Origin of the sequence: Cupriavidus sp. SS-3 (genome assembly GCF_035818815.1) — a bacterium.
GTDB lineage: Bacteria > Pseudomonadota > Gammaproteobacteria > Burkholderiales > Burkholderiaceae > Cupriavidus > Cupriavidus taiwanensis_C.
Map to the genome: position 1 here is coordinate 1 of NZ_JAYLVT010000009.1, position 14,382 is coordinate 14,382.

The window sequence follows — 14,382 nt, forward strand, 5'->3', positions numbered from 1 at the left end:
GCGCTGGCTGCCGAGCTGCCCGACTACATGGTGCCGGCCGCCTTCGTCGTGCTCGACGTCCTGCCGCTGACGCCCAATGGCAAGCTCGATCGTCGCGCCCTGCCGGCGCCCGGGGCGGAAGCGTCAGACCAGCATGTGCCGCCCCGAACCGAAGCGCAACGCTGGCTCGCACAGGTATGGCAGGACGTGCTCGGCGTGCCGCGGGTGGGGCTGGACGACAACTTCTTCGCGCTCGGCGGCGATTCACTGCTGAGCCTGAAGGTGATTTCCCGCGTCCGCGCCAACCGGGCGCTGGGGCTGGACCTGAAGCTGCGCGACCTGATGCGCACGCCTACCATCGGGCAGTTGCTGCCGGACGGCGAGCCTGCCGCCGCCATGCCCGCCGCCACGCTGCGCGTGCTCGCATCGGGACCGGCAAGCGCCACGCTGCCGCCGGTGGCCTGCGTCCATGCGGCGCTGGGCACCTTATTTGACTACGACGCCATCGTCGCGCAATTGGGCACGCAGCGCACGGTCTATGGCTTCCAGGCGCGCGCGCTGGCCGATCCGGCATGGCGCGATGCCTCGCTGGCATCGATCGCGGCGGACTATGTGCGGGAATGGCGTGCGGCGCAGCCGCAAGGGCCTTACTTGCTGCTGGGCTGGTCGCTCGGCGCGGCGCTGGCCACGCTGATGGCGCGCGAACTGGAAGCACAGGGGCAGACGGTCCAGTGGCTGGGCCTGGTCGATCCGTTTGTACCGGAGGCGCGTTCGCACGCCGGCGCGGCGCCCGGCTGGCCCGCCGCCCTGGCGGCATTTGCCGATCGCCTGTTGCCCGCTGCGGAACCGCTGGCGCTGCCGTCCAATGCCGCGCCCGAGCCCGACGCAGAAGCCGTACGCGCCCTGCTGGCGCCGCGCATTGCAACGTCGTCGGCGCCGCAGGCAACGCTGGGTGCCGACGAGCTGGCCCACATGTTCCTGGCAGCGCACCGGCTTGGCTTGCTGGCCGCGGCGCAGCGCGCGTTACCGGTGGTACAGGCACCCCGTGCGGTCTGGTGGCGCACCGGCCGTGACGGCGCAGCCGCGCGGCTGGCCGCCTGGCTGGGCGCGCCGCGCGAAGAGACCGTGCTGGAGGCCGTGGACCACCACGCCATCGTCCGCGACCCCCGATTGCTGGCGCAGTTGCAGCGCAGCGTCGAGTCACGCCCGGAGCCGGACACGGAAGCGCGGCACCCGGCTACAGGGGCCACCCTCCCGACGTAGGAGGCTGCGAATGAAATTTTTTAACGCAAATAACAATGATTTGCATTTACACTACGGCCGAAATCAAGAAAGCCGAAATCCAGGAGGAATATGTACACGGGTAGAACGGGTCGCCCGGGCCGGGGTCGGCCAGGCCATCAACCATTTGCGCTGACGGCGCTGGCGCTGGCGGTCTCCATGCAGTGCGCGCAGGCGCAGGACAGCGGCACGGCGCAGGCGGGCAGCACCGCCGTGGTACAGCTGCCGACCGTGAGCGTGCGCGCCGACGGCGTGGAGAACTACGGGCCGGCGAACAAGAAGTCGGTGTCCGCCACCAAATCCGACGTGCCGATCGCCGACACGCCCCAGTCGATCAGCGTCATCACCGCCGACCAGATGCGCGCCCAGGGCGCGCAGCGGGTCGAGGAAGCGCTGCGCTACAGCGCCGGCGTGCGCACCGAGCCGATCGTCGATACGCGGCGCAGCACCTACATGATCCGCGGTTTCACCGTGTCCCAGAACAGCCAGTACTGGGACGGCCTGAAGCTGCCGGCTTCCGGCGGCTACGGCGGCTGGGAACTGGAGCCGTACAGCCTGGATCGCGTCGACGTGGTGCGCGGTCCGTCGTCGGTGCTGTACGGACAGACCTCGCCCGGCGGCCTGATCAACCAGATCAGCAAGCGGCCGCAGGCGGAGACCGCCAACGAGATCAACCTCAGCTTCGGCAACTATGACCGCAAGGAGGTCTCCGGCGACTTCACCGGGGCACTCGACAAGGACGGCAAGGTGCTGTACCGCCTGACCGCGCTGGCGCGCGACAGCGGCACGCAGACCAATATGGCCGGCGACGACCGCTTCTTCATCGCGCCGCAGATCACCTGGCGCCCCACCGATGCCACCAGCTTCACGGCCTACGCGCAGATCTACCACGACAATGCCGGCAACAGCGCCAATTTCCTGCCGGCGCTGGGCACGATCACGCCGCTGGCCAACGGCTCCAGGATCCCGACCGACCTGTTCACGGGCGAGCCGGGCTTCGACCGCTTCAAGCGCGAGCAGTACCTGGCGGGCTATGAATTCTCGCATCGCCTGAACGACACGGTGACGCTGCGCCAGAACCTGCGCTACGGCCACATGTATGTGAGCTACGAGAACATCGGCGGCAACGGCGGGCTGGTGGCGAATCCGCCCAACGGCCCTTACCTGCTGCGCCGTATCGGCTTGCGCTCGAACGAGTCGTTCGACCTGTTCACGGTCGACAACCAGGCGCAGATCAAGGTCAGGCATGGCATCTTCGACCATACCATCCTGACCGGCATCGACTACTCGCGCTCGACCTTCGACCGCCTGCGCGGCCTGACCGGCAACACGCCGGCCGCCCAGCCGCCGCTGAATATCTTCAACCCGGTCTACGGCAATTTTGTCGCGCCGAACTACCAGACCGACGAAGACACCACGCGCAGCCAGATCGGCTTCTACCTGCAGGACATGGTGCGGATCTCCGACCGCTTCATGCTGCAGCTGGCCGGGCGCTATGACAAGGCCAAGGTCAGCACCGACACGCGCGCCCTCTCGACCAACGCGGTCACTCGCACCGGCAGCGACGACGGCAAGTTCACCGGCCGTGCCGGCCTGCTGTGGGAAGGCCCGTACGGCCTTTCGCCCTACGTGAGCTATTCCACCTCGTTCGAGCCGGCCACGGCCGTGCCGCTGTTCGGCGGCGGCACGCCGCAGCCCACCACCGGCAAGCAATACGAGGCCGGGCTGAAGTGGCAGCCCGCGGGCAGCCGCAGTTTTGCCCAGCTGTCGCTGTTCGACCTGACCCAGGCCAACGTGCTGACGACATCCCCGGTCAGCGGCTTCTCGTCGCAACTGGGTGAAGTCCGCTCGCGCGGCGTGGAACTGGAAGGCACGTGGTCGGTCACGCCCAACTTCAACATCCTGGCGTCGTACACGTACACCGACGCCGAGGTCACGAAGGCCGGCCCGAACGCGCCCAACGCCGGCAAGACGCCGCAATACGTGCCGCGGCACATGGCCTCGCTGTGGGCGGATTACCGGCTCTCCAGCGGCTTCCTGGCGGGCGTCTGGCTGGGCGGCGGGGTGCGCTACGTCAGCAAGACCTACGACCAGACCAACGTGACCGAGGTGCCCGGCTTCACGCTGGTCGACCTGGCCGCGAGCTATTCGTTTGCGCGGCACTACACGCTGCGGCTGAACGTCAACAACCTGTTCGACAAGACCTACGTCGCCGCATGCGACAGCGCCACCAACTGCTACTACGGGCGCCGCCGCACCATCATCGGCACGGTGACGTACCGCTGGTAAGCCGGGCATGGCCTGGCATGCCAACTCATGGCGGCAGGCACGGCCCCGCACCCGCAACACGGGTGCGGGGCCGCGGCCTTGCAGGAGTCCCATCACATGAAAGCCCCCACGCTACGCTTCTGGTACGCGATCCACCGCTGGACCAGCCTGCTCTGCACCCTGAACCTGCTGGTGCTGTGCCTCACCGGTCTGCTGCTGATCTTCCACGAGGACATCGACGCGCTCGCCGGCCAGGAACACCACGGCCTGGTGTCGGCCGAACGCACCCTGCCCGTGCCGGCGCAGCGCCCGCCGCTGCAAGGCATGGTCGATGCGGCGCGCGCCGCCCATCCTGGCCAGGCGCCCAAGTCGATTGCCTTCGCCGAGGATGATGCCGATGCCGTCGGCGTGCGCGTCGGCCCGCCCGGCGAGGCCAAGTTGCGCCACGGCACCACGGTCCAGTTCGATGCCGCCACCGGCGCGCCGCGCAAGCCCGGCCCGGCCGGCGAGACCGTCAGCGGCTTTATCCTCAAGCTGCACCTGAACCTGTTCCTGGGCCTGCCCGGCCAGTTCTTCATCGGCTTTATCGGCGTGCTGTTCGCGCTCAGCCTGATCAGCGGCCTGGTGCTCTACGGGCCTTTCATGCGCAAGCTGGCCTTCGGGCTGGTGCGCTTCGGCAAGCCGGTGCGCGTAGTGCAGGCGGACCTGCACAACCTGTTCGGCATCGTGGTGATGGTGTGGGCCCTGGTGGTCGGGCTGACCGGCACCTTCCTGTCGTTCTCGCCGCTGATCATCGGGCTGTGGCAGAAGACCGAGCTGCAGCACCTGATCGCCACCCTGCCCGGCCCGACACCGCCAAAGCTGGTGCCGGTCGACCGCGCGCTGGAGGCGGCCCACCAGGCCGTGCCGGGCAAGGATCCGGCCTTTGTGTTCTACCCCGGCACCGAGTTCTCCACCGGCCGCCACTACGGCGTGGTGCTGCGCGGCCATACCGAGCTGCAGAAGCGCGTCTATGCGATCGCGCTGGTCGACGCCGGCGACGGCAGCGTCGCCGCGGTGCGCGGCATGCCGTGGTACCTGCAGGTGCTGCTGCTGTCGGCGCCTTTCCACTTTGGCGACTATGCCGGCCGGCCGCTGCAGATCCTGTGGGCGTTGCTGACCGTGATCACGGCGGGGGCCACCGTGACCGGACTGATCTTCTGGCTCAAGCGGCCGCGGCGCAGCCGCGAGGAAGCGCGCACACCGCTGCCGCCGCAACTGTCGGGAGACCAGGCATGAAGCTGATCGACGATACCTGGCCGATGCCGGTGCTGCTTGGCGCGCTGTCGCTGGGCGGCCTGGCGGCCGGCATTTTTGGCGACGGCGCGTGGGATGCGCTGTGCTGGATCGGCCTGGGCGTGCCGGTGGCGGTCACCGCGGGCTGGCTATGGCGGCAGTGGCGCGCACCGGAGCAGTCTGCGCGGCGCTGAGCGGCGCGCGTGCCCGCGCATCCGCCACCAGCGGGCACGTGCCGCAATACCCCTCGCCAGGCAAGCGGTGGTTCAGGCAGCAGATGCGCCGTACCGCCGCCACGCCGGGCAGCCCGGGCTCCGCGCCCGGACGGAAGGCACCGTGGAACGGATTGCCGAAGCCATCGGCGGACACGGCATTGCCGCTCCATGCCAGCACTTCCGCCCGCGGCGCGGCGGCCAGCGCGGGATGTGCGGCCAGTTGCCGCGCCACGCCGGCGGCGGCAACGCCGCCAGTACACCAGAGCAGCCGCGGCGACACGCGCGCGGCGGCGGCAAACGCCGCCACCACCTGCGGCAGGTGCCGCACCAGCAAGGGCGACAGCAGGCATGGCAGCGTCGCCGCGGCCGGCGCGCCGTCATCGGGCAGCACCAGGCGGGCGAGCCGGCCGTCCGCCGCGCCTTGCCATCTGACGGCCGGATGATCGAACGGCAGGCTGCGCCGATGCAGCGTAGCGGCCACCAGCGCGCCCGGCAGCACCGCCAGGGTGTAGTCCCGAAACCATGCCGCGGCCAGCGCGCGCCGGTCATCGCAGCCCAGCGCCTGCGCCAGGCTGACCAGGCAGGCGTCCGCCCAGCTGCGGTCCAGCGCCATGGCGCGCACTGAGGGCTGCGCCGACTGCGCGGCAATGGCCAGGCGCTCGCCGAACGGGCGCAGCGGTCCGGTAAAAAACGGCGCAAGCAAAGCGATCATCGGGTTCCTGGTGCGCACACCCGCGCCAGATGCGGGCCTGCACCACGCATGACGAATGCGCCGGCCGGGAAATTACCGGCGCGCCGGGTTGCCGCTAATTTTCCCGGGCGGCCGCACGTCATCCGGTCAGTAACGACCCTCCCTCCAAGCCCGCATGACGCTATTTGCCTCCCTGCCGCGCACGCTGCGCCTTACCATCGTCCTGGCCGCCGCGGCCAGCCTGGCCGCCGGCCTGTGCGCGGTCAGCATGGTGGCGCTGATCAACCGCGTGCTGGCCACGCAGGGCGCCGAAGCGCCGCGGCTGGCGCTGCCGTTCGCAGCGCTGGCGATCGCCGTGCTGGCGTGCCGCACGCTGGCGTCGACCCTGTTCGTGCGCGTCAGCCAGAGCGCGCTGGCGCGCATCCGCGCGCAGATCTGCGAGCGCTTTATCGGCGCGCCCTATCCGCATATCGAGCAGACCGGCAATGCGCGCGTGCAGGCGGCGCTGGCGGACGACAGCACCCATGTCGCCAACGGCCTGTCGGTGATTCCCGTGGTGCTGACCAACGCCATGGTGGTGCTGGGCTGCCTGGGTTACCTGGCCTGGCTGTCCTTGCCGACCTTCGCCATTGCCTGCGCGATCCTGGGCGTGGGCTCGTGGATCTATCACCTGAACCACCGCCGCGCGCTGGTGCACCTGAAGCAGGCCGGCATTGCCCAGGACTCGCTGCACGGCCAGTTCAAGGCGCTGGTGTCCGGCGCGCGCGAACTCAAGCTCAACCATGACAAACAGCTCAGCTTCCTGCGCGACAGCCTGGGCGCCACGCTGGAAGCGGTGCGCGCGGCGCGCACGCGCGGCCTGTCGATATTTTTCGTGGCGCTGGGGTTCGGCAGCTTCCTGTTTTTCGCGGTCATCGGCGGCGTGCTGTTCGCGCCGCGCGCAACGCCGCTCGATCCGGCGGTGATGACGGGTTTCACCATCATGTTCCTCTACATCATGTCGCCGCTGGAATCGCTGCTGAACGCGTTGCCGGCGCTGAGCATGGGGCGCGTGGCCTACGCGCGCATCGAAGCGCTGGGCGCCGATGCCGATCCCGAAGCGCCGCCGGGCGCCCCGCCCGCGGCGCCGTTCTCGTCGGTCGCGCTCGACGGCGCCAGCCACCGCTATTTCCACGAGGGCGAAAACAGCTTCTTCGCGCTCGGACCGGTCGACCTGGTGCTGCGCGCCGGCGAGATCGTCTTCCTGGTGGGCGGCAACGGCAGCGGCAAGACCACGCTGGCCAAGCTGGTCGCGGGCCTGTACCCGCCGCTGTCGGGCCGCCTGCTCCATAACGGCAAGGCGGCCGACCCGGCGCGGCTGGCCGACTACCGGGCGCTGTTCTCGGCCGTGTTCTCGGACTTCCACCTGTTCGACACGCTGCTCGCGCACGATCCGCAGGACGAGGCCCTGGCCAACCGGCTGATCGAGCGCTTCCGGCTCGGCCACAAGGTCAGCGTGCGCGCCGGCCGCTTCACCACGCAGGCGCTGTCGCAGGGCCAGCGCAAGCGGCTGGCGCTGATCGTCGCCTGCCTGGAACGCCGGCCGGTGCTGATCCTCGACGAGTGGGCCGCCGACCAGGACCCGCTGTTCAAGGATATTTTCTATCGCGAGGTGCTGCCGGAACTGCGCGCGCAGGGCAAGGCGGTGCTGGTGATCTCGCACGACGACCGCTACTTCGGCCTGGCCGACCGCGTGGTCAGGATCGAGAACGGGCAGATTGCGGGCGACGCCGCGCCGCACGACGCCACGCCGCTGCCCGCAGCGTCCGCCGCCTGACTCCCTTTTTCCCAACCGCATCGATCATGGCACTGCACCCCGATCTCGAAGCGCTGCTCGACATGGTGGAAATCGCCACCGCGACCGGCAAGCGCCCGGTCATCCATCGACTCACGCCGGCGCAGGCGCGGCGCGAATTCGACGCCGCCTCGGCCGCGCTGGACCTGCCGCCCGAGCCGCTGGCGCGGGTCGAAGCGCTGCTGCTCCCCACCCGCGACGGCCAGCAGCTCGATGCCCGGCTCTATGCGCCGCGCGCGCACGGCGACGGGCCGGCGCTGCCGGTGCTGCTGCATTTCCATAGCGGCGGCTTCACCGTCGGCAGCCTGGACTCGCATGCCGCGCTGTGCAGCGCGCTGGCGCAGCGCACGCCCTGCGCGGTGCTGTCGGTGGCGTACCGGCTGGCGCCGGAGCATCGCTTCCCCACCGCGGCCCACGATGCCATCGACGCGCTGGCGTGGCTGGGCGCGCATGCCGCCACGCTGGGACTGGATCCGGCCCGCATTGCCGTGGGCGGCGACAGCGCCGGCGGCACGCTCAGCGCGGTGCTGGCACTGGCCGCGCGCGACAACCCGGCGCTGCCGCAGCCCTGCCTGCAGGTGCTGTGCTACGCGGGACTGGGCGGGCGCACCGACACCGATTCGCACCGCCGCTACGGGCAGGGCTACCTGCTCGATACCGAAACCATCGAATGGTTCTACCGCCAGTACCTGCGCGATGCCGGCGACCGGGGCGACTGGCGCTTCGCGCCGCTGCTCGCGCCCGATCATCGCGGCGTGGCGCCGGCCTTGCTGGTGCTGGCAGAGTGCGATCCGCTGCGCGACGAGGGCCACGCCTACGCGCGCAAGCTGGCCGATGCCGGCGTGCCGGTTACGGTGCGCGAGTATGCGGGCATGGTCCATGAGTTCCTGCGCATGGGCAATGTGGTGGCCGATGCCGCGCAAGCGCATGAAGATATCGCGGAAGCACTGGCGCAGGCATTCGGGAATCTGCCGGGCCGCCCGCACCCGCTCGCGGCGAACCTAAATCCGGCGCCCGCTGCCTCGTCTCGATAGGCATGACGGAAAGCGCCCAGTGCGCCGCCCGCAACGTTCGCTTCGCCTGCACAGGACTTCGATGCCGACTACGCTCTCTCCCTTCCCTCGCCACGTTTCCTTCGCCGCGGACGCCGCACTGCGTTGCGAAAGCCGCTTCGACGGCGCGCAGCTTACCGTCACGCAAGTCGCCGCCGCGCCGGTCCGTTTTGCGCTCGACGGCGACGCCCTGCGTCTGCTCGATACCGAGGCCGATGCCGCCGCGCTGGCGCATGCCGCGATGGCGGCGCTCGACGCTGCGTTCGCGCACGGCGCGCCGCGTGCGCTGCGCGTCCAGCTCGAGTCCCGCGACGCCGAGCGACGGCTGCATGCGCTCGGCGTGCTGGTGCGCGACGCGTCCGGCGCGCGCGGCAGCGTGGCCCATGCCGAGCTCCTGTGGCAGCGCCCCGAGCTTTACCTGGCGCCATCGGCCGGACCGTATCCGTTGCGCTATGCGCTGACCGACGGCAAGCGCCACCCGCAACGCGCGCCCAAGCCGCAGGGCGTGGTCTATGCCCGCCATATCCCGTGGCTGGACCGCACGCTGACGCTGCGCGCCGCCGAGCTCGAGCTCGACCTGCCCCTGCTGCACCGCTGGATGAACGACCCCGAGGTGGCGTACTTCTGGAACGAGGAAGGCGACGAGGCCAAACATCGCGCCTACCTGCAGGGGCTGATCGACGACCCGCACATGATCCCGCTGATCGCCGCGTTCGACGATGCTCCGTTTGGCTACTTCGAGGTGTACTGGGCCAAGGAGAACCGCATCGCGCCGTTCTACGACGCGCACGACCACGACCGTGGCTGGCACGTGCTGATCGGCGAGCCGGCATTCCGCGGCAAGGCCTTCCTGACCGCATGGTTTCCCGCGATCCAGCACTACCAGTTCCTCGACGATCCGCGCACCCAGCGCATCGTGGGCGAGCCGCGCGCGGACCATGTGCGCCAGATTGCCAACCTCGACAAGGCCGGCTTTTCCAAGGTCAAGGAGTTCGACTTCCCGCACAAGCGCGCCATGCTGGTGATGCTGCTGCGCGAGCGCTTCTTTGGCGAACACCTGCTGCTCCCCTCCCTGGCCTCTTTTTCGACTGCTCAGCAAGGACCGAACCCATGACGCTACGCGAGATTTCCCCGGCCACCCATGACCTGATCGGCATCGGCTTCGGCCCCTCCAACCTGGCCCTGGCGATCGCGCTGCAGGAGCAGGCCGCGGCCGGCCGCCCGCTCGACGCGCACTTCATCGAGAAGCAGCAGGACTACCAGTGGCATGGCAATACCCTGGTGGCCCAGAGCGAGATGCAGATCTCGTTCCTGAAGGACCTGGTGTCGATGCGCAACCCGACCAGCCCCTACAGCTTCATCAACTACCTGCACCGCCACGGGCGGCTGGTCGATTTCATCAACCTGCGCACGTTCTACCCCAGCCGCATGGAGTACAACGACTACCTGCGCTGGGCCGCCAGCCACTTTGCCGGGCAATGCAGCCACGGCGAGGAAGTGGCGCGGATCGAGCCGGAAGCCCTGGGCGGGCGCATCGGGCGCGTGCGGGTGGTGTCGGTCGATGCGCAGGGGCGCGAACGCACCCGGCTGGCGCGCGCCATCGTGTTGTCGACCGGCGGCACGCCGCGCATTCCGGAAGCCTTCGCCGGCCTGCGCGGCGATCCGCGCCTGACCCACCACAGCGGCTACCTCAACTGGATCGGCACGCAGCCCTGCGCCAGCGGCAAGCCGATGCGCATCGCCGTGATCGGCGCCGGCCAGAGCGCCGCCGAGGCCTTTATCGACCTGCACGACAACTATCCTTCGGCCAAAGTGGACTGGATCATCCGCGGCGCGGCGCTGAAGCCGGCCGACGACAGCCCCTTCGTCAACGAGATCTTCGCGCCGGCCTATACCGATGTGGTGTTCGAACAGGCGCAGGCGGGCCGCGACCGGCTGATCGACGAATACCTGAACACCAACTACTCGGTCATCGACGCCAACCTGATCGACCAGATCTACGCCATGCTGTACCGCCAGAAGGTGTGCGGGCAGTTCCGCGTCAACCTGCTGACCGGCAAGGCGGTGCAGGCCGCGCAATGCGGCGCCGGCGGCATCGAGCTGGCCATTGCCGTCACGGCGCCGGGCGCGCCGGCCGACACCGACACACGCCGTTACGACGCGGTGGTGCTGGCCACTGGCTATGAGCGCGAAAGCCATCGCCGGCTGCTGGCGCCGCTGGCCCGCTACCTGGGCGACTTCAGCGTGGACCGCAATTATCGCGTGCTGGCAGCGCCGGAACTGGCGGTGCCGGTGTACCTGCAGGGCTTCTGCCAGAGCAGCCACGGCCTCAGCGACACGCTGCTGTCGGTGCTGCCCGCGCGCGCCGAGGAAATCGCCAGCGACATCCACGACGCGCTGGCCGGCGAGCGCCCCTGGATGGCCCAGCCGGCTCAGGCGGGCGGCACCCAGGCGATCGCCGCCGCGTAGCCGTCCGGAGCCGCAAGCCGGTACAGCCGCATCCGGGCAAGTGCCGCCGCATGCCCGGCGAGCTGGCCGGCTTCCGGCACTACGGCAAGGCGGCCCGCGCCGCCCCGCCCATCCGCCACCACCGACACATGCTGCAGGTGGTCGGCGATCCCCAGGCCCAGCGCCTTCAGCAGGGCCTCCTTGGCCGTCCATAGCAGGAAAAACGCGCGCGGCCAGGCGTCGGCCGGCAGCAGCGCCAGCCACGCGCGCTCGCGCGGCGTGAGGCAGTGCGCGGCCAGCTCGCGCATCGCCGCCCGCCCCAGGGCCGGATCGATCCGCTCGATATCGACGCCGACCTGCCCGCCTGCCTCCGCCAGCGCAATCCACGCGTAGTCCCCCGCATGCGCGACGTTGAACACCGGTGCCGCGATGCCCTCGAGATAAGGCTTGCCGTGGCTGCCCGTGCGGAAACGCAGGGTGGACGGCAGGCAATCCAGCCGCTGCGCCAGCACGGTTCGCAAGGCCACGCGCGCGCCCGTGAAACGCCGGCGGTCAGCGGCTTGCCGCAGCGTGGCGCAGTGCGCGTGCTCGGCATGGCAAAGGCAGCTGGCCGCCGCAATCGCCGCCGCATGCACCGGATCGGCCAGATCCACCTGCCATAGCCAAAACTGCGGCAGCGGCGCCGGGAGGCGGCGTGGAAACCCGGCATGAGGAAGTTTTGGACAGTCCATCCGAGTCAGGACGAATGGCGGCGACAAGGATTTAGGGAGCCTGCACCGGACTGGGAAACCGCCTAGCGCCAACGGGGCTCGCACCTAGACGAAGCATCCCCCGGGAAATTTAATTTCTCTCGTATCCCGAAACCGTGGCATTAATTTCAATCCCGATAACATCTGCGTTACGTTTTTCTTTATTGCGAATCATTCGCATTCGTATTACCGTACGACTCCGCACTGCAGCAATCCGAGGAGCCGCCCGCATGATTTCCATCACCGACCCAGGCTTACGCCCCGCCCCCGTGCTGGCCGGGGACTCCCTGCTCGGATTATTCGTAGCCAACCGGCGCGCCCTGGTGGGTGCCGCCGCCCGCATCGTAGGCACCCGCGACCAGGCCGAGGACGTGGTCCAGGACGCCTTCCTGCGCCTGCGCGGCATGGCCGACGAACCATCGATCCGCTGCCGGCTCAGCTACCTGTTCCAGGTGGTGCGCAACCTCGCCATCGACACCTACCGCCGGCAGACGCTGGAGCAGAAATGGATGGCCCCCGAAGACGAAGGCATCAACGCCCCTTCGCCGACGACAACACCCGACATCATCGCGATGGACCGGCAGGCGCTGTGCGCGCTGGCCGGCGCGCTGGCGGAACTGCCCGAACGCACCCAGCGCGCCTTCGAGATGTGCCGCCTGCAGGGCATGACGCAGAAGCAGATCGCGTCGGAGCTGGGGGTCTCGCCGACGCTGGTGAACTTCATGGTGCGCGACGCCTGCATCCATTGCCGCGCCAGGCTGACACGGCAACAGGCGATCTGACCGTGCGGCGCCGGTCCTGCCGCTAGGCCGATGCCGCGAACCGCTCGGCCAGGAACGCCGCGCATGCCGCCCACGAGCGCCGGTCGGCCGCGGCGTCATAGACAATGCCCCGCTCCGGGAAGTTGGCGCCCTCGAAAGTAAACGCATGGCGCGCATGGCCATAGGCATGCAGTTGCCAGTCGGCTCCGGCCTGTGTCAGCTCGGTGGCGATGGCGAGCACGTCCGCCGGCGGCGCCACGGGGTCTTCCCAGCCATGCAGCAGCAGCACGCTGGCACCGATGGGACCTTGCGGGCCGAGCCGCGGGGGCTGCAGCACGCCGTGGAAGCTGGCCGCGGCCACCAGCCCGGGCGCGGCGGCGCGCGCCAGGTCCAGCGCGCACAGGCCACCGAAGCAGTACCCCACCGCGGCCATCCGCCCCGGATCTACGTCCGGCAGTCGCCTGGCCGCTTCAAACCCGGCCAGCAGCCGCTGCCGCAGCAGCCGGCGGTCGGCCAGCAGCGGGTCCATCAGGTGCGCGTTGTCGCCCCGCTCGTCGCCGCGCACGCCCTTGCCGTACACGTCGGCGGCAAAGCACAGATAGCCCAGTGCCGCAAAGCGGTCGGCGCAGCGACGCATCGCCGCGTTCAGGCCGCTCCACTCATGGGCCAGCACCACGCACGGCGTGCGTGACGCGGCCATGCCGGCAGGCCTGGCGAGGTAGCCCTCGAAGACCGTGGTGCCATCCGTGTAGGTGATCAAGCCGCGCTCCGGCGGCAACTCTGCAGCGTTCATGGTTTCCTCCATTCAGGCGGCCAGCATGGCGCTGCGCGCAAACGCTGTATTGAACGTTTGGGACGTGGCTGGCACGCGCCGCTCAGAGATAAAAGGCCGGCGCGCCGGCCGGACGCTGCCCGAAGGACACCGCCAGCGGTGACTGACCGCTGCGCGCATACGTGCCCGGCGTCTGCGCCATGCGGCGGCGCCATGCGCGGATCTGGTGGGCCTGGTCGCTGTAGCCGTCCAGCGCAGCGCACGTGCCGCGCTGCAGTGCCTGGATGCTGTGCTGCAGGCGTTCCAGCTCCATCAGCTGCTTTGGCCCCAGCCCCAGCTGCTGCGCGAACCAGCGGTTCAGCTGGCGCCGGCTGACCGCCATCAGGCTGGCGACTTCCTGTACCTGCCGCCCCTCGCGCAACAGCGCGTGGGCCGCGCGCATCGATTGCAGCGCCGTCGGCTCCCGCAGCGCCGCGAGCCGCCGCAGCAGCCACGCATCGAGCCGGGCAACGATGCGTGCCGGCATCCAGGCGGCGCTAAGGTCGGCGCTGAGCGCATGGCTGGCCCGGTCTCCCAGGTACCCCGCGAGGTCCAGCAACTGGTCCTTGCACTCAGGCCCGACGCCGGGAAACAGCCGCGCCAGCCCGGCGCCGCTGAGCATGGCCATGACGAAGTACGTATCGGACCACGACTGCCAGCGCCGGCTGGCCGACTGCAAGCCCAGCAGCGACACCGTCGGCACGGCAGGGCCTCCCACCATCGCGTTCGGACGGCCGAAGTTGACCGACAGCACCGCACCCGGGTACGGACAGGTGGTGATATCGCTGCCGGCGTAGGCGCCTTCCAGGTCCTGTACGAACCAGTAGCCGTCGACATAGGGCGTCAGGGATGGGCACGGGGCGAGGACCTGGAACATGACGGCGGCGCGCATGGGAGGCGCTGGGGTGGGCACGGGCATACCTTTATCACAGGCGCCCCGCTGCCGTCGCAAACACCCGGCCCCATGAAAAAAGCGGGCTTCCGAAGAAGCCCGCCTTTTGTTGCTGCGAAAGCCCTG

The 14,382-nt window shown here is 69.7% G+C and carries 13 protein-coding genes; 9 read left to right on the plus strand and 4 right to left on the minus strand.

All coding sequences use genetic code 11. The features are described from left to right. The 4 genes from U9J39_RS15295 to U9J39_RS15310 form a co-directional block, all read left to right on the plus strand. Positions 1–1,242 (plus strand): thioesterase domain-containing protein (locus U9J39_RS15295; protein WP_326347430.1); only part of this gene is annotated, 1,242 nt, incomplete at its 5' end. Between the two features lie 177 nt (positions 1,243–1,419). After that, positions 1,420–3,549 carry a TonB-dependent siderophore receptor gene (locus U9J39_RS15300; RefSeq protein ID WP_240987829.1) on the plus strand — a complete coding sequence of 710 codons (2,130 nt, stop codon included), beginning with the start codon at positions 1,420–1,422 and terminating at the stop codon, positions 3,547–3,549. A gap of 96 nt (positions 3,550–3,645) precedes the next feature. Then, positions 3,646–4,806, plus strand: a complete 1,161-nt coding sequence (locus tag U9J39_RS15305; protein WP_326347431.1) for a PepSY-associated TM helix domain-containing protein — start codon at positions 3,646–3,648, stop codon at positions 4,804–4,806. Continuing rightward, a complete protein-coding gene (locus U9J39_RS15310; RefSeq protein ID WP_115713255.1) occupies positions 4,803–4,997 on the plus strand; it encodes a hypothetical protein in 195 nt (64 codons plus the stop codon). Before U9J39_RS15305 ends, U9J39_RS15310 begins: the two co-directional genes overlap by 4 nt. Here U9J39_RS15310 and fhuF read toward each other — a convergent pair. After that, positions 4,939–5,730, minus strand: coding sequence for a siderophore-iron reductase FhuF (gene fhuF / locus U9J39_RS15315; protein WP_326347432.1), 792 nt, complete (start codon positions 5,728–5,730; stop codon positions 4,939–4,941). The two genes, U9J39_RS15310 and fhuF, sit on opposite strands and share 59 nt — an antisense overlap. A 154-nt stretch (positions 5,731–5,884) precedes the next feature. Here fhuF and U9J39_RS15320 point away from each other — a divergent pair, with 154 nt between their 5' ends. The 4 genes from U9J39_RS15320 (at position 5,885) to U9J39_RS15335 (ending at position 11,064) form a co-directional block, all read left to right on the plus strand. Further along, complete coding sequence (locus tag U9J39_RS15320) at positions 5,885–7,525, plus strand: cyclic peptide export ABC transporter (RefSeq protein ID WP_326347433.1); 1,641 nt, start codon at positions 5,885–5,887, stop codon at positions 7,523–7,525. A 26-nt stretch (positions 7,526–7,551) separates the two neighbouring features. Further along, positions 7,552–8,577 (plus strand): alpha/beta hydrolase, encoded by a 1,026-nt coding sequence (locus U9J39_RS15325; RefSeq protein WP_326347434.1) that lies wholly within the window; start codon positions 7,552–7,554, stop codon positions 8,575–8,577. A gap of 61 nt (positions 8,578–8,638) precedes the next feature. After that, positions 8,639–9,709 carry a GNAT family N-acetyltransferase gene (locus U9J39_RS15330; RefSeq protein ID WP_326347435.1) on the plus strand — a complete coding sequence of 357 codons (1,071 nt, stop codon included), beginning with the start codon at positions 8,639–8,641 and terminating at the stop codon, positions 9,707–9,709. After that, positions 9,706–11,064 carry a lysine N(6)-hydroxylase/L-ornithine N(5)-oxygenase family protein gene (locus U9J39_RS15335; protein WP_115713250.1) on the plus strand — a complete coding sequence of 453 codons (1,359 nt, stop codon included), beginning with the start codon at positions 9,706–9,708 and terminating at the stop codon, positions 11,062–11,064. Before U9J39_RS15330 ends, U9J39_RS15335 begins: the two co-directional genes overlap by 4 nt. Here the strand turns inward: U9J39_RS15335 and U9J39_RS15340 are convergent. Then, complete coding sequence (locus U9J39_RS15340) at positions 11,028–11,801, minus strand: 4'-phosphopantetheinyl transferase family protein (protein WP_326347436.1); 774 nt, start codon at positions 11,799–11,801, stop codon at positions 11,028–11,030. The genes U9J39_RS15335 and U9J39_RS15340 overlap by 37 nt on opposite strands. Positions 11,802–12,022: 221 nt before the next feature. Between U9J39_RS15340 and U9J39_RS15345 the strand changes: the two genes are divergently transcribed. Further along, positions 12,023–12,574, plus strand: coding sequence for an RNA polymerase factor sigma-70 (locus tag U9J39_RS15345; RefSeq protein ID WP_115713248.1), 552 nt, complete (start codon positions 12,023–12,025; stop codon positions 12,572–12,574). 22 nt (positions 12,575–12,596) lie between these two features. Here U9J39_RS15345 and U9J39_RS15350 read toward each other — a convergent pair whose 3' ends face one another. Both U9J39_RS15350 and U9J39_RS15355 read right to left on the minus strand, forming a co-directional pair. Continuing rightward, positions 12,597–13,346: a dienelactone hydrolase family protein gene (locus U9J39_RS15350; protein WP_115713247.1), complete on the minus strand. Its 750-nt coding sequence runs from the start codon at positions 13,344–13,346 to the stop codon at positions 12,597–12,599. Between the two features lie 82 nt (positions 13,347–13,428). Continuing rightward, positions 13,429–14,256 (minus strand): helix-turn-helix domain-containing protein, encoded by an 828-nt coding sequence (locus tag U9J39_RS15355; RefSeq protein ID WP_326347437.1) that lies wholly within the window; start codon positions 14,254–14,256, stop codon positions 13,429–13,431. Positions 14,257–14,382 lie beyond the last annotated feature (126 nt).